The organism is Escherichia sp. MAL-1 (genome assembly GCF_052948035.1).
Genome location: NZ_CM129609.1, coordinates 3851379 through 3870836 on the forward strand (window position 1 = coordinate 3851379; position 19458 = coordinate 3870836).

At 48.1% G+C, this 19458-nt stretch carries 18 protein-coding genes and 3 pseudogenes; 11 read left to right on the forward strand and 10 right to left on the reverse strand.

Features of this window, described 5'->3' with window-relative positions; genetic code table 11:
* Positions 1 to 23 precede the first annotated feature (23 nt).
* The 5 genes and pseudogenes from ACU8XX_RS19235 to ACU8XX_RS19255 all read right to left on the reverse strand — a co-directional run.
* Positions 24 to 347 (reverse strand): phage tail assembly protein, encoded by a 324-nt coding sequence (locus tag ACU8XX_RS19235; RefSeq protein ID WP_000571713.1) that lies wholly within the window; start codon positions 345 to 347, stop codon positions 24 to 26.
* A complete protein-coding gene (locus ACU8XX_RS19240) occupies positions 344 to 700 on the reverse strand; it encodes a phage tail tube protein (RefSeq protein ID WP_000090997.1) in 357 nt (118 codons plus the stop codon). The genes ACU8XX_RS19235 and ACU8XX_RS19240 overlap by 4 nt, the downstream gene beginning before the upstream one ends.
* Positions 700 to 2193, reverse strand: a complete 1494-nt coding sequence (locus ACU8XX_RS19245) for a phage tail sheath subtilisin-like domain-containing protein (protein WP_073514595.1) — start codon at positions 2191 to 2193, stop codon at positions 700 to 702. Before ACU8XX_RS19245 ends, ACU8XX_RS19240 begins: the two co-directional genes overlap by 1 nt.
* Entirely contained in the window at positions 2180 to 2347 is a 168-nt protein-coding gene (locus tag ACU8XX_RS19250; protein WP_065312204.1) for a DUF2635 domain-containing protein, read from the reverse strand. Before ACU8XX_RS19250 ends, ACU8XX_RS19245 begins: the two co-directional genes overlap by 14 nt.
* A gap of 125 nt (positions 2348 to 2472) precedes the next feature.
* A pseudogene (locus ACU8XX_RS19255) lies at positions 2473 to 2670 on the reverse strand (transcriptional regulator); the annotation flags it as partial.
* Between the two features lie 90 nt (positions 2671 to 2760).
* Here ACU8XX_RS19255 and ACU8XX_RS19260 point away from each other — a divergent pair.
* The 11 genes and pseudogenes from ACU8XX_RS19260 (at position 2761) to ACU8XX_RS19310 (ending at position 11458) form a co-directional block, all read left to right on the forward strand.
* On the forward strand, positions 2761 to 3435 hold the full coding sequence (locus ACU8XX_RS19260; protein ID WP_000848748.1) for a LexA family protein: 675 nt from the start codon (positions 2761 to 2763) through the stop codon (positions 3433 to 3435).
* A gap of 193 nt (positions 3436 to 3628) precedes the next feature.
* Entirely contained in the window at positions 3629 to 3904 is a 276-nt protein-coding gene (locus ACU8XX_RS19265) for a hypothetical protein (RefSeq protein ID WP_021563905.1), read from the forward strand.
* Between the two features lie 275 nt (positions 3905 to 4179).
* Positions 4180 to 4499: pseudogene (locus tag ACU8XX_RS19270) on the forward strand (hypothetical protein).
* An 81-nt stretch (positions 4500 to 4580) separates the two neighbouring features.
* Positions 4581 to 5117: a 5'-deoxynucleotidase gene (gene yfdR, locus ACU8XX_RS19275; RefSeq protein WP_000008235.1), complete on the forward strand. Its 537-nt coding sequence runs from the start codon at positions 4581 to 4583 to the stop codon at positions 5115 to 5117.
* On the forward strand, positions 5108 to 5470 hold the full coding sequence (locus tag ACU8XX_RS19280) for a phage protein (protein ID WP_032301943.1): 363 nt from the start codon (positions 5108 to 5110) through the stop codon (positions 5468 to 5470). Before yfdR ends, ACU8XX_RS19280 begins: the two co-directional genes overlap by 10 nt.
* Complete coding sequence (gene yfdT / locus ACU8XX_RS19285) at positions 5470 to 5775, forward strand: protein YfdT (RefSeq protein WP_000627693.1); 306 nt, start codon at positions 5470 to 5472, stop codon at positions 5773 to 5775. The genes ACU8XX_RS19280 and yfdT overlap by 1 nt, the downstream gene beginning before the upstream one ends.
* Complete coding sequence (locus ACU8XX_RS19290) at positions 5691 to 6125, forward strand: helix-turn-helix domain-containing protein (protein ID WP_077873866.1); 435 nt, start codon at positions 5691 to 5693, stop codon at positions 6123 to 6125. Before yfdT ends, ACU8XX_RS19290 begins: the two co-directional genes overlap by 85 nt.
* Positions 6047 to 7165, forward strand: a complete 1119-nt coding sequence (locus tag ACU8XX_RS19295) for a tyrosine-type recombinase/integrase (RefSeq protein WP_226235061.1) — start codon at positions 6047 to 6049, stop codon at positions 7163 to 7165. The genes ACU8XX_RS19290 and ACU8XX_RS19295 overlap by 79 nt, the downstream gene beginning before the upstream one ends.
* A 171-nt stretch (positions 7166 to 7336) precedes the next feature.
* Positions 7337 to 8731: pseudogene (locus ACU8XX_RS19300) on the forward strand (tyrosine-type recombinase/integrase).
* 880 nt (positions 8732 to 9611) lie between these two features.
* Positions 9612 to 10376, forward strand: a complete 765-nt coding sequence (locus ACU8XX_RS19305) for a hypothetical protein (RefSeq protein ID WP_016246899.1) — start codon at positions 9612 to 9614, stop codon at positions 10374 to 10376.
* Positions 10377 to 10837: 461 nt separating this feature from the next.
* Positions 10838 to 11458: an inovirus Gp2 family protein gene (locus ACU8XX_RS19310; RefSeq protein ID WP_210761266.1), complete on the forward strand. Its 621-nt coding sequence runs from the start codon at positions 10838 to 10840 to the stop codon at positions 11456 to 11458.
* 73 nt (positions 11459 to 11531) lie between these two features.
* Here the strand turns inward: ACU8XX_RS19310 and ACU8XX_RS19315 are convergent, their stop codons facing one another.
* From ACU8XX_RS19315 to ACU8XX_RS19335, 5 genes are read right to left on the reverse strand one after another with little or no spacing between them, the layout of a single operon-like run.
* Positions 11532 to 12026 carry a helix-turn-helix transcriptional regulator gene (locus tag ACU8XX_RS19315; RefSeq protein ID WP_210761268.1) on the reverse strand — a complete coding sequence of 165 codons (495 nt, stop codon included), beginning with the start codon at positions 12024 to 12026 and terminating at the stop codon, positions 11532 to 11534.
* Between the two features lie 34 nt (positions 12027 to 12060).
* Positions 12061 to 15192 (reverse strand): type I restriction endonuclease subunit R, encoded by a 3132-nt coding sequence (locus ACU8XX_RS19320; RefSeq protein WP_240765261.1) that lies wholly within the window; start codon positions 15190 to 15192, stop codon positions 12061 to 12063.
* Positions 15192 to 16367: a DUF4268 domain-containing protein gene (locus ACU8XX_RS19325; RefSeq protein WP_001581473.1), complete on the reverse strand. Its 1176-nt coding sequence runs from the start codon at positions 16365 to 16367 to the stop codon at positions 15192 to 15194. The genes ACU8XX_RS19320 and ACU8XX_RS19325 overlap by 1 nt, the downstream gene beginning before the upstream one ends.
* On the reverse strand, positions 16360 to 17703 hold the full coding sequence (locus tag ACU8XX_RS19330; protein WP_113372773.1) for a restriction endonuclease subunit S: 1344 nt from the start codon (positions 17701 to 17703) through the stop codon (positions 16360 to 16362). Before ACU8XX_RS19330 ends, ACU8XX_RS19325 begins: the two co-directional genes overlap by 8 nt.
* Positions 17693 to 19402, reverse strand: a complete 1710-nt coding sequence (locus ACU8XX_RS19335; RefSeq protein WP_113372772.1) for a class I SAM-dependent DNA methyltransferase — start codon at positions 19400 to 19402, stop codon at positions 17693 to 17695. The genes ACU8XX_RS19330 and ACU8XX_RS19335 overlap by 11 nt, the downstream gene beginning before the upstream one ends.
* Positions 19403 to 19458: the final 56 nt, after the last annotated feature.

Genomic DNA, 19458 nt, shown 5'->3' on the forward strand with positions numbered 1-19458 from the left:
CGTCCGGCGAAGTTCAAGGGGGTTTAATTTCCAGAACCACGCGACATTGTAGAATCGCTTCCGGAGGTCTCTTCCGTCTCCAAGCCGGTAAAAAAACGCATTACAATCATGCCTGCCTTGAAAATATCCAGCTTCGTCATCTGCGCTGCAGACGAGCGCGGGATCCCGGCCAGAAGCGGGATATATTTCAGCGCTACCTGACTGTCCATTTTCATACCACCATCAGGTGAAACAGAGAAAGGGAACCCCAGCGCCTCAATCTCGTCATACGTAGGCTCACGTATTTCCAGCACATGCAGTGTTTCTTTGTGGGCGATGATCGGTTTTTTAAGTACAAGCTCAATCACTGGTAATCCCCTTCTTCACCGTGGAACTCAAGATCAACCGTGCCTTCTTCGGCATTATGGTTCGCTTCGCCGTGCAGCCAGGCAGACGACAGTACATAGACCTGACCGTTCGCCAGCTCGGCAGTGATGGTCATCTCATCAGACGAGGTGATTTTGTTCACCGGAAAATTCTTCGGCACCTTGAAGGTCCCTTTGACATAGGGCGCACGGTGAGTTTCCTTGCGGTCCACTGAACCGTCCAGGCCGATGATGTCATCATTGACCGTCCTGTTCATGGGCACCTCAATGCCGCCGGTCAGCGATAGCTGCTGACCGTCAATTTTGAAATAACAGGTTCCCCCGATACGGGCCATTATGCAGACTCCTCTGAATACTGAAGACGGAACTGGTTAACCACGGCAAAGACACGCAACTGGTTAACATAGTCAGGCGGGAACAGCGTGTTCAGGCGGTTCGGATCGCTGGCATCACGCTCCACAACCAGGTACTGCTTAAACAGTTCGTAGTTTTCCACGATCCCCGCACGCTCAAGCTGACGGTAGGTTGCCAGCAGTTCCCCTTTGATCACCGCCGGTGTGACAATCGCCTGACCGGGACCAAAGCGGGTACCGTCGCTGGCAAGCTTGTGACGCCCGTACTTACTGGTAATGACGGATTTCAGTTTGCGCAGCACATACGCGCTGGTATGCAGCGTCTCGCTGTCGAGGTAGCTGTTATCCGCAACACCGTAAGCGTTTTTCCTGTACGTGGTGACATCACGCTGAATGCGCAGCACCCCGCTTTCGACACACGCCGTTGCCACGCCATGAGACAGCAGGGTCTGTTGTTCGGTCATCGTGAACCGTTTCCCCTTCGGCGCAGGCAGCATACCCACCAGCTCACCGGTCTGCGTGGGACGTGCCGGATCGTTGCGGATAAACACCGCTGCGCGGGCGGTACGGCTTGCCGCCAGCTCGTCGGCAGGCGTCTGGGTCTCTTTTTCGTATCCCGCCAGGGTAATGTGCTGCTGGTTAAACTGGTCACCTGCGGTCACCAGTTCTGACAGCGTGCCGATCTTTGCCGTATACACATGACCATACAGCTGACGCGCATAGCTCCAGCGACCGCTGGTATCGTTCATCTCGGTCACCAGCGTGTTAACGGAGGCTGTGTCGTTGAACGGCAGGCCGATATAATCAAACGGCTCATCCGCCATTGCAGCCACCGCGCCGGTGAGAACCGGAGCGCCCGTTCCGGCGGTACCCGTCGCCACGGCAATCTGTACGCCCGCTGGCAGCACTTCGCCCCCACCAAAGCCGTAGTAATTGAGGCTGACAGGAATTTCATTCCCGCAAAGCCCCTTATGACGCGCGGTCAGTGTGACCACGCCTGCCGAAGATGAGGCAGTAAACGGCAGGGTCGGAACGGCATTGATGGCATCCTGGATACTGCTGGCAATCGTCGCAACGTTATCGCCGTTGGTCACCGGTGCCTGCACGCGGGTACGTCCCACATAAACATTCACCGTGCCGGTTTCGGTTGCCGCGCCGGTCACCGTCAGCGTAACCGTTGCCGCCGCGCCCGTGGATTCAGGAACGGCAATCACATATAGCTCGCCAAACGGGTCGGTCTGGCGATAAGCCTCGACCATACGCGCCAGCTGACTTCCCGCACCACAAATCTGGCGTGCATAGTCTGCCGACGGCATCAGTACCAGACTGTTGGCAACAATCTCTGCACCGTTATTGGCATGACCAATCAGCAGCGATGCTCCGCTGTCCTGTGCAGTATTCGCCGCCTGATTATCCATTTCCGCATAAAACAGCGGAACCAGCGTATTCGACGGAATGGTGTTAAAGCTCGTCATCGGTATTCACCTTTTTATTCACGCGCCGGATATCACCCGCTACTTCACGGCGCAGCCAGTAGTTGTTCTCGTCAACATTTCGCCCTTCGGCGGGCAAAAGGTCGCCGCGGGCAGGGTCAGGAACTGACCGCCCTTTAACAGGTTTGACAAACATGAGGATCCTCAGGAAGGAAGGGTTATTTCGGTGTGATGTTCGATATCGCCGTCAGGCCCGTTACCGGGCTCGAGATAATCAACATCAATCGCCAGCGTTTGCAGTTCATCCAGACTGTTCAGATCATCCTGCTGGCGGGTATCCGGTCTTAAGTCAGATTTCGTAATTGCACCTGACGTGCATTGCTCAAGTTTTTTAGCCAGCACAAAACTGGCTTTTTTATAGCCATTGAAAACCAGCCGTAAGTAGCCAGGTGTTGAGCCAACTTTTCCGGCCAACTCGCCCTGCTGTTCTTTGGTTAAAGAGTCCCAATACGCTTTCATACAATATGTACCTCCGGTGTACATATTACATGATTGAAATGAACCTTCAAGATACTTGTACCTTAACGGTACAAGGGTTTTAATTTCGTTATGAAAACAATCCATGACATCCGGCGGTCTAACGCCAGAAAACTGAGAGATGGTGTTGGCGGGAATTCTTCCTTTGCCACTATGATTGATCGCGAGCCAACCCAGACCAGCAGGTTTATGGGGGATGGTGCTACTAAAAATATCGGTGACAGCATGGCACGACACATCGAAAAATGTTTCGACCTGCCTGTCGGATGGCTCGATCAAGAACACCAGACAACGAACATCACAAAAAAACCTGATGTTTCAATCACTAATAAACAAATCACATTAGTCCCTGTCATATCATGGGTACAGGCCGGAGCATGGAAAGAAGTTGGATATTCTGAGGTTGATTTGAGCACAGCAGAAACGTATCCCTGCCCTGTACCCTGTGGGGAAATGACTTATATCTTGCGGGTGATAGGTGATTCAATGATTGATGAGTACCGCCCGGGAGACATGATTTTTGTCGATCCTGAAGTACCTGCCTGCCACGGTGACGACGTTATTGCATTGATGCACGATACAGGCGAAACCACCTTCAAAAGGTTGATAGAAGATGGGACACAGCGTTATCTCAAAGCGTTAAACCCAAACTGGCCTGAGCCTTACATTAAGATCAACGGTAATTGCTCTATAATTGGCACAGTGATTTTCTCAGGAAAACCAAGAAGATACAAAATCAAAGCCTAATCAATGTTTATGAACCTGCTTCGGCAGGTTTTTTTATACTTGACAATGTACCTTTGAGATACATAATGTACCCAAGCGAAACAACGAACAGGCAGGACGCCCACGAAGTAGCCGCCTGGGGCATATGAAGTCCAGGATGATTCGTTGAGTCATGTTGTGCCACCAGGCACTCATGTTAAAGCAGGTGTATGAAATGAAAGTCCAGATTTTAAACAATAACTGTGAAGTCGTTTGGTCATACGACATAGCCGCCCCTGTAGATCAGAGCGGCGATAGCTGGACCAATGGGAAACATCAGATTATGGCTGGAGTTGTGTTCTCTTTACGCCGTGCTTTGGAACAGGCTGAAGTATTTCCATCAGACCCTGAATGGAAATGGCCTTTTTCTATTTGTCCAAATTCGGAGAGTACATTTCAGAAAATTGGTCAGAAAGTCGCACTCGAAGAGCATCAGCCAACTGTTTCCTGATTTTTTCAGGTAACTCGTCGGCATCGCAGAAACAACAACGCTCGATCATGTTGAAAGCCGATTCGTAGAACTGTTTTTGCTGAGTGTCGCTGAGACAGGAAAAGAGCGACGTTACGATGATTTTATTAATTGCATTATCAAGTTCTTTTTCATCAAAAGTCATTTGATTTTCCTTTTATGTATACGGGCTTAAAAGGATACCACCGAGCCTGAAGTGGTGAAAAGACAGGCACATAACAGCTAAGTATTTTCAACCAGAGAGAATCCTTAGCGTTGTGGTGAATGCGGCTCAGCGCACGCGGGTTAAGGTTGAGGCTGACAGTCGACCTTCTGTGGATACCCACCCGCCTGGTGTGCAACCTTCGCCAGGCACCGGGAGGCACCCGGCACCACAACTTTATGCTGTGTGTAGTCTTGGCGGTACCAGCTTGTACCCTTGCTTCCGGCTGGTACCGTCCTTTTTACAAAACAGAGAAGAGCATCACCGGACGACGGGTTCATAACCCAATCCATCCGGGCGGCTGCCACCGCAGGTGTTCTTCTCTGTTTTGTGGAGAAACTAACCGCCCCTACGGGGGCATTTATGGAAATGTAATTGACTCAATAATCGCCGGACGGTGAGGGCTTCCTTTTACCCGAATTCAGCGCGGTGCAGCGCATATACGTGGAGAACAAAATGTCATTTATTAAAACTTTTTCCGGGAAGCATTTTTATTATGACAGGATAAATAAAGACGACATCGTTATTAACGATATCGCGGTTTCCCTTTCAAATATCTGTCGCTTTGCAGGACATCTTTCACACTTCTACAGTGTCGCCCAACATGCGGTGCTTTGCAGCCAGCTGGTGCCACAGGAATTTGCTTTTGAAGCTTTAATGCATGATGCAACAGAAGCATATTGCCAGGACATCCCCGCACCACTGAAACGACTTCTTCCTGACTATAAACGGATGGAAGAAAAAATAGACGCCGTAATACGTGAGAAATACGGGTTACCTCCTGTTATGAGCACGCCAGTGAAATATGCCGATCTCATTATGCTGGCAACCGAACGCCGCGATCTCGGGCTTGATGATGGCTCTTTCTGGCCTGTACTGGAAGGTATCCCGGCAACAGAGATGTTCAAAGTGATTCCACAGGCACCGGGCCATGCCTACGGGATGTTTATGGAACGTTTTAACGAGTTATCGGAGTTACGCAAATGCGCATGAATGTTTTCGAAATGGAAGGGTTTCTTCGTGGGAGATGTGTACCGCGAGATCTGAAAGTAAATGAAACAGATGCTGAATACCTGGTGCGTAAATTCGATGCGCTTGAAGCTAAATGTGCAGCACAGGAAAACAAAGTAATACCAGTGTCAGCTGAACTGCCACCAGCAAATGAAAGTGTTTTGTTATTCGATGCTAACGGAGAAGGCTGGCTAATTGGCTGGCGTTCTCTCTGGTACACCTGGGGACAAAAAGAAACCGGAGAATGGCAGTGGACATTTCAGGTCGGGGACCTTGAAAACGTCAATATCACTCACTGGGCAATAATGCCAAAAGCACCGGAGGCTGGAGCATAATGATCACTTTTACCGACAAAGAACTGATTAAAGAAATTAAAGAGCGTATCAGCAGCCTTGACGTGCGAGACGATATTGAGCGCCGTGCTTATGAAATCGCACTCCTATCGCTGGAAGTAGAACCAGATGAACGCGAAGCTTATGAATTATTCATGGAAAAGCGTTTCGGTGACTTAGTAGATCGTCGGAGAGCAAAAAACGGCGATAACGAATACATGGCATGGGATATGACTCTCGGTTGGATCGTCTGGCAGCAACGAGCTGGTATCCATTTTTCAACAATGTCACAGCAAGAGGTGAAATAATGGAGCCATACAGCCTCACACTCGATGAGGCCTGTCATTTTCTCAAGATATCCAGACCGACTGCCATTAACTGGATACGCACAGGGCGTCTTCAGGCAACACGCAAAGATCCCACTAAGAATAAATCTCCTTACCTCACAACACGACAAGCCTGCATTGCGGCTCTTCAGTCTCCGCTGCATACTGTCCAGGTGAGCGCGGGTGATGGCATAACAGAGGAAAGAAAATGTCACTCTTCCGCAGAGGTGAAATATGGTACGCCAGTTTCACATTGCCGAACGGTAAAAGATTTAAACAGTCTCTTGGAACAAAGGACAAAAGGCAGGCGACAGAACTCCATGACAAGCTAAAGGCTGAAGCATGGCGGGTCAGCAAACTTGGTGAAATACCTGATATAACGTTCGAGGAAGCGTGTGTCAGGTGGCTTGAAGAGAAAGCACATAAAAAATCACTGGACGATGACAAAAGCCGGATCGGATTCTGGCTTCAACATTTCGCAGGAATGCAACTAAGAGACATTACTGAATCAAAAATTTATTCAGCAATGCAGAAAATGACGAACCGGCGTCATGAGGAAAACTGGAAACTCAGGGCAGAAGCATGCAGAAAAAAAGGGAAACCTGTTCCAGAATACACGCCAAAACCAGCGTCCGTTGCAACGAAGGCTACGCATCTTTCATTTATAAAGGCCCTACTAAGAGCCGCAGAGCGTGAATGGAAAATGCTGGATAAGGCACCAATTATTAAAGTGCCTCAACCAAAGAATAAACGGATCCGCTGGCTGGAGCCCCATGAAGCACAAAGGCTGATTGATGAATGTCCGGAGCCATTAAAGTCTGTTGTTGAATTTGCACTGGCAACAGGCTTAAGACGCTCGAACATCATCAACCTTGAATGGCAACAAATAGATATGCAGCGCCGGGTGGCATGGATAAACCCGGAAGAGAGTAAATCAAACCGCGCAATTGGCGTTGCGCTGAATGATACTGCATGTCGCGTATTGAAAAAACAAATCGGGAATCATCACCGTTGGGTATTTGTGTACAAGGAAAGCTGTACCAAACCAGACGGAACGAAAGCGCCAACGGTCAGGAAGATGCGGTATGACGCAAACACAGCCTGGAAAGCGGCGCTGAGACGAGCAGGTATTGATGATTTCAGATTTCACGACTTGAGACACACCTGGGCAAGTTGGCTGGTTCAAGCCGGAGTCCCGTTGTCAGTGTTACAGGAAATGGGAGGCTGGGAGTCTATCGAAATGGTTCGTCGATATGCTCACCTCGCACCTAATCACCTTACCGAACATGCACGGCAAATAGACTCGATCCTGAACCCATCGGTCCCAAATTTGTCCCAGTCAAAAAATAAGGAAGGTACTAGTGATGTGTAACTTATTGATTTAAATGGTGCCGATAATAGGAGTCGAACCTACGACCTTCGCATTACGAATGCGAAGTTTTTATATTTTAACTGCTTGAACAACCATCAGAAATCACAAATTTATCATTTTAAATCATAATATTAAAACAAAAAACCTGTTGATGTAAATTGATGAGTGTTGATGTTTATCCTTTCAATTTACTTACACCAGCCGTTACATTACTGTAAACCGTAATCCCCAACAGGAACCCTAAAAATGGCGCTTTCAAGACAAAAACTAACCTTCGAACGAATTCGAAGATTTACTTTACCTGAAGGGAAAAACCAAGTTTTCCTTTGGGATACGGACGTAACAAGCTTGGCATGTCGAGCAACTCGTGGAGCAAAAGCCTTTGTATTCCAAAGCCTGTATGCGGGAAAAACCCTTCGCATGACCATTGGCAACATTAACGATTGGAGGATTGATGATGCGAGGGCCGAAGCCAGGCGACTGCAAACATTAATCGATACTGGGATAGATCCGCGTATAGCTAAGGCGGAAAAAATTGCTGAAGCGGAATCACAGCAGGCTGAATCTCGTAAAACGAAGGCAACCTTTTCAAGCGCTTGGGAAGATTATCTTGATGAATTGAGAACCGGAATCAGCGCAAAAACTAAACGCCCCTACTCTGCACGCTACATTGCCGATCACGTTAACTTGTCCAGTCGTGGAGGCGAAAGTAAAAAAAGAGGCCGGGGCCCAACCTCACCTGGGCCACTGGCTAGCCTGCTCGACCGACCATTATCAGAACTAACACCAGAGAACATTGCCGAATGGCTAAGTACAGAGAGACAAAATCGGCCTACCGTCACTGCTCATGCCTACCGTCTGTTGCGTGCATTCATCAAATGGGCTAATTACCAGAAAAAATATCAGGGAATAATCGATGGCGATCTTGCACAAGATCATAACGTGAGAAAAATGGTTCCAATATCAGCGAGCAAAGCGGGAGATTGCTTACAAAAAGAACAGCTCAAAAGCTGGTTCAGTGCCGTGCGTAGCCTCAATAATCCCATTGCATCAGCCTATCTCCAAGTGCTTTTGCTCACCGGTGCACGGCGTGAAGAAATTTCCTCACTTCGCTGGTCTGACATAGATTTCAAATGGTCAAGCATGAGAATTAAAGACAAGATCGAAGGCGAGCGAATTATCCCCCTCACTCCCTATGTTTCTGACTTGTTACGCTCACTGATGGAGATCCCCAATCGTGGTACAAACGAGGAGAATTGGGTTTTCAGAAGTAACAGCAAAAGTGGCAAAATTATTGAACCGCGTTCAGCACATAATAGAGCATTAACTCGCGCGGAGTTACCACATATCAGCTTGCACGGATTGCGCCGTAGTTTTGGGACCCTCGCTGAATGGGTCGAAGTACCAACAGGTATTGTTGCGCAGATTATGGGCCATAAGCCTAGCGCTCTTGCTGAAAAGCACTATCGCCGCCGTCCATTAGATTTGCTAAGAAAATGGCATGAAAAAGTTGAATTATGGATCTTAGAAGAAGCAAAAATAAAAAACAACGTTGATAAGCGTTGATTTTATCAAATATCAACAACTTACATAAAATCACATGTGTTGACAGAAATTTTTTTTCAGTTATCTTTTATTACTGCTAACTACATTCACTCACTAAGCAGGAGATTAACTACAGTGACTAACCCAATAACTGTATCAAGAGAAGACCGAAGTGCGGAAATCAGAGCGAGATGGGGTTTACATCCGACTAAAAACAAAAGTTCTAATTTTTGGGAAACAACAATTCAGCGTTTTAATAATAGTAGTACTGACCGAATACTACCTCTTTGGCACCGTGTTTCAAAACTTTTAGTTGCTATTAGGAATGTAGTCAATACTATAACATGCCCTTTTCCACCAAAGGGGAATACTTCCCGCTCACGCCGAAGTTCAACAACGTCATCAAAAAACTCATCATCATCTTCATCGGATGGTAGTAGTAGCGACCCCGATCCCGATAGAGACCCCATATTCACCCCTTTTCATTTCATTCTTTCATCTCTGTTAAAAACAATGATCGTCTTATTTGCCCACATATCAAATGTTGGGGTGATGAAATGAGCGATATCAAACATCAAAAACCCTCTCAGTCACAACTAATTTCTACCCGCGAGTTAGCTAATATTATTGGCTATGAAGTACAAACTATTCGAGCTTGGCTTTGCAAAGACAAACTGCCTAATGGTTTACCGCGACCGAAGAAAATTAAAAACCGACACTATTGGTCACGTAAAGACATTGATAGATACCTATTAACCTTCTCAGTATATAGTAACTAATAGAGGCCTCCCCCGGCTATTCTAAAGAATAGCCGGGTTAGTTAATACAAACCTTCCATTAACAATGGGGGGAGATTAATACTATTTATCACATCTCACATTAACAAAATTCAAGGTCACATATGAAAAAACGCATCACTTTCAGCGTAAACAATAGTTCTACTATTGATGCAATTGACGACTATAGCAATGCAAAAGGATACTCCAGGTCAGAGGTGATATCATTTTTATTAAACGCCACAGTCCCAGCATTGAATAAAATAACATCGCAATATCATATAGCTCAAACTTTGGAGTCAACATTAGGCTGTATTTTTGAAGAGAAGGCCCCGTCAATAGCACGGGGGGAGCCAAAATTAACTTACGAAGAGTTTTTTCATTCCGTCTGGAACACTCACATTCGACACCGGAACGAGGTTATCGACCAGAATTTTTATGCACACAAAATATCTCATGATAAGATGGGGAAGAGTGAAAAAAAATTAATTCATGAAAAGCTCACATACATTATAAAAAGCTTCAATGTAAAAAAAGCAATTTTTATTTACACAGATCGGCGCGTGAACCACAAACATCTAATTGCAGGAGGGTTGTCAAATATCATACTGATAAAGGAAACAGTTTACGATGGTTGTTTTTTTGATTTGAGCAGCATTGTGATTATGCCAATCTTTGAACTTATTACATTTGGAATTGAAGAGGTATTGAAAAGAAATAAAATCCACCATAAACAATCATGCTATTGCTGGATACCAATTTATTACACAAATGATCTAGCGGTAATGGTCCCGGTGATTGCCGAAGGCGATACACCTCAAAAGGCGATGAAAGGAGGAGATGCCATCATTATTAACCCCTTTAACGGTGAAGTAAACCATACTTTCTGATACCAATGTTAAGCATAACCACTTAGTTGCATACATCTCGACAGTATGGAGTTAGTACCTAATAGCTTGATGAGGGTAAAATATGCCTACTAACAAAGCAAAATCAAAGAAAATTCTAGGAAGGCCTGAAGGAAGTAAATATTACCATTTAATTCAGAGTGAGAAGGCTAAGCATTACTCTCAATCCAAGGTGGCAAAGATCTTAGGAATAAGTATTTCCACGGTAAAAAGACACTGGGATAATGGCATCTTTGGGTGATTATAATTGCAGAGTTGCTTTTTAAGTATTTTACTGCATGGGTAATGGGTTGATAACAAGTTTTATTGTTGGAAAGGTATTATACAACAGTCATTACTATTAATAGTTAATTAATATAACTAACCACAGACATTCAGCTATGTCTGATCATTTTACTGTATACGGCTATCATAAGCCGTAGGGCTAACAACAGGATCGAAGCATGGAATTATATCATGGTTCCCATGGTGAGCATGTGCTCGCCTATAAAAAACATATTGAACGAGTCGTCAATGATGCTATCAGTGAATTCCCCAGAACAATGGCGTTACGTGTTGATGTTCATTATCCACCCATTTTAGACAGAGGTGACACTGTTTGCTGTTTTCCTAATCTAGAGCCTGGTGCTATATCCCGTTTCCGTAATGCGTTAAATGCAATGCTGGAGGCCAATGAGAAAGCCAGAGCAGCTAACGGTAAACGAATTTATCCAAATCGTGTTCGTCATGTTTGGGTAAGGGAGTTTTCCGAAGAGGGGAAATGTCATTTTCATATTGGTCTTTTTTTTAACAAAGATGCTTATTACCATTTAGGTGATTATGAGGCCGAAAGCAATTTAAGGATGATGATTGTAAGAGCATGGTATAGCGCACTGGGATTGGAACTGGATGATTATCCGGGATTGGTTCACTACCCTGAAAATTGTCGTTATATATTAGACGTCAATGATTTTAACTTTGAAGGAGAATACAATAAATTACTGAATCGTCTTGACTACCTGGCTAAACTTGATACAAAAGTATACGGAGATGGCGACCGTAGCTTCGGCTGCAGTCGCGGGTAATTTATTTTTTTACAGAAATGGCCTTTCTTATGGATGGAAAGGCCAAACCCATCAGTTAAAGATGGTTGTTTTACTATAATCCAACGACCTCATCCCCGATATTAGTCAAAATCATTAATTCTTTAATCTCTCGTTGTGCCAACTGTAATTCAAACTGCTCTTGAATTAACATCCACTTCGACCAACTTCCACCGACTACATGCGATAACCGGAGTGCCATAGCTTTCGTCAGTGAAACTGAACCGTTCAACAATTCAACTATCTCTTGCTCGCGACATCCCATGTAAACCGAAAATTTATTCAGTCCTATATTTGATACCGCTAGTATTTCGGCCAGTTTAATGCCGGGATGATCAGGAAGTAAGGTCATGCCGTATTCATCCTGATAAATTCCATAAATAGAACAGCCAGTTTCTCTCAGTTCTCGTAAATTCTTCCCTGCAAACTTCAGCTCGTGTGAAAGCACGAGAAACTCACCAGTAAATTCATATTCTGCTTCAGGCCTATGGTGGCATTTGATCAATGCAAATGCCGCCCCTACTTTTTCAACTGTTACAGTAACCGACATTGAACCACCTCCGTCAAGATAATCGATGAACGTTTTAGACTGTCCAGCTGTTCGACACCACTTCTGCCTGCTTCAAAATCAGTTCCACGGCGCCCGGCGTTTTGTCCGGCGGATACTTATACTTACGCAGCGTCTGGCGCACCAGAATACGCAATCGGGCACGCACGCTTTCACGCACCTGCCAGTCCACGGTGGTGGACTGCCGCAATTTCAATGTCACTTCGATGGCCAGCTTTCTCAGCGTATCATCGCCCAGTTCACGCACTGCACTTTCATTTTCAGCCAGCGCATCATAGAAGGCGATTTCATCCGGGGTCAGCCCTAACGCATCATCACGCGCCATCGCCTCCTGGAACGCTTTCGCCATCTGGATCAGCTCTTCAATCACCTGCGCGGTCTCAATGGCGCGGTTATTGTATTTGAGCAGCACCGCTTTCAGTCGGTCGGAGTATTTCTTCTGCTGCACCACGTTATTGCCCGAACGGGCATGAATGCCGTCATTGAGCAGTTTTTCCAGCAGTTCCACTGCCAGATTACGCTGCGGCATTTCCCGCACTTCTTCCAAAAACTCATCGGACAGCAAACCTATGTTCGGTTTATCCAGCCCGGCGAGTGCGAAGACATCCTCAACCCCGGTCGCGACAACCGCGTTATCGAGGATCTTGCTCAGCAGCGAGTTTTTTTCGGACTGGCTAAATTTGGCCTTCGGATCGAGTTTGATAAGCCCCACCCTGACCGCCGAAAGAAACGCGAATTCCTCCTGTAAGGGTTCGGCCTCATCCAGCGTGTTACATAGTGACCAGGCTTTGCTCATCGCCAGCGAGACATCGAGGTAACGTTTTTTACCGTCATCCAGTCCCAGAATGTAGTTCACGGCATCACGCAAGAAGGCCAGCGGATCGCGGGAGAAGCCCGTGTAATCAAATCCCGGCTTACCCGCCGAACGGGCAAACATCCCATGAATGACATCCATTTTTTCCAGCAGAATCGCAAAGGCTTCCCTGGCATCGACCGTTGTCTGTCCTTTGCCTTTTGAATCGGTATAGGTTTTCAGCGCCTGCTTCAGCTCGTTGGCAATGCCGATATAATCCACCACCAGCCCGCCGGGTTTATCCCGGAACACACGGTTAACGCGGGCAATCGCCTGCATCAAATTATGGCCGCGCATCGGTTTGTCGATATACATGGTGTGACAGCATGGGGCATCAAACCCGGTCAGCCACATATCCCGCACAATCACCAGTTTCAGCGGATCGTTCAGATCTTTAAAGCGGGCTTCCAGGCGTTTTTTGGTCTGTTTGTTGTAAATATGCGATTGCAGGTGATCTTTATCTGACGCCGATCCGGTCATGATGACTTTGATCGCCCCTTGTTCAACGTCTTCACTGTGCCATTCATGGCGTATCGCCACGATGGCATCGTACAGTTTCACGCAGATCTCGCGGCTCATGGCGACAACCATCGCCTTGCCGTTCATGGCAGTGTTACGTGTTTCAAAATGCTGAACCAGATCGGCGGCGACCTGCTGAATACGTGGCTCTGAACCGACCAGCTTTTCCAGACGGCTCCAGTCACCTTTGGTTTTTTCTTGCTGGCCCGTTTCTTCGTCTTCTACCAGTTCATCGACCTGATCAGAGAGCGTTTCCAGCTCTTCATGGTTCAGGTCGAGTTTTGCCAGCCGGGATTCGTAGTAGATCGGCACCGTTGCGCCGTCATCGACCGCATCCTGAATGTCGTAGATAGAGACATAATCACCGAACACGGCACGGGTATCTTTATCTTCCGAGGCAATCGGCGTGCCGGTAAAGCCCATAAACGACGCATTCGGCAGCGCGTCGCGCATATGTTTTGCGTAGCCGTATTTATAGACACCCGTTTGTCTGTCCAGCGTGGCGCTCAGGCCATACTGGCTACGGTGCGCTTCATCCGAAATCACCACGATGTTGCTGCGCTGATTGAGTGCCGGATGGCTCTGCTCACCGTCCAGCGGCGCAAACTTCTGCACGGTGGTAAAGATGATGCCGCCGGATTCACGGGCATTAAGCAACTCGCGCAATTCATCTCGATCGTTGGCCTGTAGTGGCGTCTGCTTCAGCAAATCCTGTGCCTGGCAGAAGGTGGCGTATAACTGGCCGTCGAGATCGTTGCGATCCGTCACCACCACAATGGTCGGGTTGTTCATCTCCGCCTGTTGCAGCAGTTTCCCGGCATAGCAGCACATAGAGATACTTTTGCCGGAGCCCTGGGTATGCCACACCACGCCCGCTTTTTTACTGCCGGGGGTAATGTTGCTGCGCAGCGGAAGATGTTTACCGGTAGAGGCCACAATCGTTGCCGCAACCGCTTCACGCACCGCGTGGAACTGATGGTAAGCGGCAATCTTTTTGATAAGCCGTTTGCCATCGTTTTCAAACAGCACAAAGAAACGAATGTAATCGAGCAGCAGTTCGCTATTAAAGAAGCCCTGCACTACCGTTTTAAGCTGCCAGTGAAACTGCGGTTTATCATCTTCGTTCGCCACCGTTTTCCACGGCAGAAAACGCTCTTCATCAGCGGTCAGAGAGCCGATACGCGCATTTTGCCCGTCGCTCACTACCAGCGCTTCGTTACAGATAAACAGGTCGCTGAGTTCGTTTTTATAGGTCTGCAGCTGGTTAAACGCAGCCCAGATATCGGCATTGGCATCAATCGGGCTTTTCAGCTCAATCACCGCCACCGGCAGGCCGTTGATATAGCAGATAATATCCGGACGACGAACCTGTTTTATCCCCTGAATAGCCACCTGATTTACGACCATAAAGCGGTTATTGCCGGGATGGTTGAAATCCATCAGCAGGGCTTTATCGTGAACCGTTTTGTCTTCACGCTTGTACTCAACGGGTACGCCGTCGAGCAACAGGTGATGGAATGCTTTGTTGCTGACGACCAGATCCGGGCTTTCGGGGCGGGTAATACGGAGTATCACCTCTTCCAGCACGGAAACAGGGAGATGGGGGTTGATGGTTTGCAGCTGCTCCAGCATCACCGGGCGCAGAAACACATCATGAAATGAAGCACGCAGCGGGTTGTCGCCATCCGGCGCGATATCTGGCCCGTGCAGCACTTCCCAGTCCTGTTCAGCAAACCATTTCAGGCATTGCTGCTCTAAATCGTCTTCGCTCAGCATTACTCTTCCTCTCCCTCGGTGATCATACCGGTCTGTTTCAGCTCAATCGCCAGTTCCAGCAGGCTCGGGCGGATCGCTTTTTCCAGACGGTTCATGCTATCCATCATCCAGTCGATAATGACAGGCCAGATCTCTTTATTGCCGCCGTCAAACGTCTTTGAACAGACGATCTGGCAGCTTTTTCGCTCTGGCAGCAACCGCCAGTCGAGCGGCTCGCCAAACAGCGATTCAATGTGCGTTTTACGTTCCTGAAGGCGTTCAAATAACCAGGTGTTTTCCAGCGCATCTCCGCGCGAAATATTGAGCTGCACGCGAGCGTCTTTCTGGGAAAAGATAAGCTCAAACGGCACGCCGCTAACGCCCGACCCGGCAGCCAGCCAGTGATCGGTTGAGGGAGCGCGGTTGTTAAACAGTGAACAGGGGCTGGTGCGGAATTTTTCCAGCGCCATCGTCCAGAACTCGCGGCGCAGATAGTGACGCTGCTGCAGTTCGCTACTGCTGGAGGTGGACTGCTCTTCCGCCTCTTTTTGCGCCATGCCAATCATGTACGACTCCGCTTCCGGGGTTGGGATAACCTGGCGGATATCGACAAACACGTCTTCACCAAAACGGTAGGGGGTCACTTTGAAGCACTGGGCGCGGATACCAAACTGCATCAACCACAGCGCGGTATTGGTGACCTCTTTGCGGAAATTGGCCGCAACCATGATGACGCGCTGGGTGCCTTTGCGGTTGAGCACCCCTTCTTTCAGGCTTTCCCAGCCCATAAATTCGGCGATGACCTCTGCCGCCTGGCGGTTCTCGTTGGGCTCATACTGATCCAGATAAAGCTGGAAGATCTCCACCACGCTCTCCTGACGCAGGTTGGCGCAGTAGCCGGCATATTTCAGCGCCTGCCAGACGACGTCGCGCCCGGAATCATCAAGCTTATTTTCGATGATGACCAGGTTGCCTTTTTTATCGAGCGCCAGCAGATCGAGACGTTCTTTGGTGTCGTCAAAACCGGCGAACTCTTTCTGGATAATCAGCAACTCATCGTCGTTGTCGCGGGTTAACGCCTGGGGATTCTTTGCCAGCCACTCCTGCAGGTGATCGCGCTCGCGAAAGCCGAGGCTGCTGAACGACACCTCTTGCAGAGAATGCAGACTATTGGTCGGCGTATCGACTTTATACATTTTCCGCCTCACTTACCGCCTGCTCGGCTTCCGGTAGGGTGATTTCACCCGAGAGGAGTTTGGGGAGAAGGGTGTCGCGGAGTAATGCCAAAGATTGAGAGTGTTTTAAATTTACATGTGCACGCTGATGCAAAAGCAAGGCTGATGATTCAAACAAATTTACTAATGCCATAGGGGGGAGTGGATAGCTCAAACTATGTATATGATTACGGTTCAAAGAAGGAACAGCTGAACCTGCATTAAACGCTTTCATATCTAATAGTCGCAGCAACTCATAAGCGTAACAGGGTGTTGCACGTTTGAATTCCTTTACCCAAAGGGTTGTATTCAATGGCCAATAATCTTCAAGCGTTAAATAAACTTTACCAAGCACACCAGAACGACCAGTTATAACGCCCGGAGCTTTAGCCATTGCCACATTATGAGTACCGTTGGGGCCACTGGCGGCAATCAGAGGAAACTCACCATCTTTTCGTGCCGATGAAGGGAGATCAAAACCTCTCTGTAATACCAACAAATCTTGAAGCTTCCCTAACTCCCATGTCACAGGGATATTTCCCAACTCACTATCCTGCATCGCAGACGGAAACAGTTCTGCCGTGGCTTTTAGCTCGGCATACTGCTCAGGGTGTTCACGCTCAAAAACCTCCAGCGCATCAGTATCTTTCCCGGAAATAACCGTCATGGCGGCGAGCGTCGCGTCTTCCTGCGAACCACCCGCTTCCAGCACTGCCATTTTGGCTTTTACCGGTTCAAAATCGACAAACCAGCTTTTGAACAGGGCTTGCGCCATTTGTTCGAGAGTATGGTTGATTTCGGTATTTACTTCTATTTTTGTATCCAAGGAGTCAAGTATTAAAGCGATTTTATTTTGCACGGGTTTAACGGGTAATGAAACCTTAAATTGGCTAAAGTGCCCCTTATTCAAAATTGGGGTTGCACTTCCTCCAGCAATTGCTTTGAAATCATCCTGCAGAGTTGAAAGATAATAATAGACATACTTGTAATCAAAATGTTCTGAATCTACAACGATGGCATTTATCTGCTGATTAGTAATGCTTTCACCGGGTAATAAAACCGTTTTCCCCATATCTGAACCAATACAAGATACCGCAATACTATTTTGAGGCAGTAAGCAATTCCGCACCGCTTCGACACCCTGGGAAGACAAATACCTTTCGGTTTTATCTATAAGTCTACGACCGTCCATATCTTTTGGCGTTACAAAAGGAATACCTTGTGCGCTAAAAGCATCACTAATTTTGGAAGGCGGTGTTTTACCAGTGATAACTTTACCTAGATCCTCAATTTTGTATTCATATAACTCAAAACTCATAACCCAATCCCCCCAGATTCGCCTTAATCTGCTTCTCCAGCTCAGCGCTCTCTTCCAGTTGCTCTTTCAACTGCTCGGTCAGTCGCGCCATCTTCTCGGCAAAGGGTTCATCGTCTTCTTCCTGCTCGACAGCACCGACATAACGGCCTGGGGTTAGCACAAAGTCGTTTTTCTGGATATCTTCCAGCGTTGCGGAGAAGCAGAACCCGGCTTCGTCTTCGTAGTTTTTATCCGCCTGCCAGTTCTGGAAGGTGTCGGCAATTTTGGCGATATCCTCACGGGTAAAATCGCGCAATACGCGGTCTTTCATATAGCCAATCTGGCGGGCGTCGATAAACAGCACCTGGCCTTTGCGGTGGACTTTACCGTTGCCGCCGGATTTGTCTTTGGTCAGGAACCAGATGCAGGCCGGGATTTGGGTGTTGGTAAACAGCTGTCCCGGCAGCGCCACCATACACTCCACCAGATCGGCTTCGATCAGATTGCGGCGGATCTCGCCTTCGTTGTTGGTGTTGGAACTCATCGAGCCGTTGGCCAGCAGCAGCGCCATCGAGCCTTTCGGCGCCAGGTGGTGGATCATGTGCTGCATCCATGCGAAGTTGGCGTTGCCCTGCGGCGGCGTGCCGTATTTCCAACGCACGTCGTTTTCCAGCTTCGCGCTCCACCACTCTTTCATGTTGAACGGTGGGTTAGCCATAACGAAGTCGGCGCGCAGATCCGGATGCTGGTCGTCCAGCAGGGTATCGGCATTTTTCGTACCAAAATTAAAGTCGATGCCACGGATTGCCATGTTCATCGCCGCCAGCTTCCAGGTGGTCGGGTTGGATTCCTGACCGTAAACGGAGATTTTCTGCTTCTGCTCAGCGGCGTTGTACTGCTTCTCGCCCGCGTGCTCTTCAATAAAACGGTCACTGGACACGAAGAACCCGCCGGAACCCATCGCCGGGTCATACACACGGCCGTTATACGGCTGTAGGCATTCAACAATCAGGGTCACGATGCTTTTTGGCGTGTAATACTGGCCGCCCTGCTTACCTTCCGCCAGCGCGAACTGGCCGAGGAAATATTCGTACACGTGACCGAGAATATCTTTGCTCTTTAAGTTGAGCTTCTTGCCGTTATATTCCGGGTTGCTGAAGTTGGCGTCAGAGAAAGTATTAATCAGCCCGGTCAACACTTCGTTGCCCAATTGATACTGGCTGATACGGTTCAGAATACCTTTCAGCTTCGGGTTGGTTTTTTCGATTTCATCGAGCGCGTTATCCACCAGCCAGGACACAGAGCGCAGCGTCACATCCTTGCCGGTGGTTTCATCCACCCACAGCACGGTGCCGGTCGGCAACATGGCTTTGTTTTTCAGCGTGTCCCAGCGCGCGGCTTTCGGCACCCAGAAGATGTTCTTTTCGGTGTAGTAATCTTCCACCTCCAGTTCATCCACAATCGCCTGTGCGTACTCTTCATCAGAGTCGTAACCGTCGCGCGACATGGCATAGATGTTGTCCGGGTTGCCGACATCGCGGAACAAGGTGATTAGCTCCTGCTGACGCGCCTCGAAGGCATCGGACACATACTTGAGGAAGATAAGCCCCAGCACCACGTGCTTGTAGTTGGCGGCATCCATGTTGGCGCGTAGCTTGTCGGCGGCTTTCCAGAATTTGTTATCCAGCTCGTTCAGGAACTGTTGTTCGGCGTTGTTCATGAAAATCCTCAGGGGCGATCGCAGCGATAGTGCTAACATGCCTATCTTAAATTTGG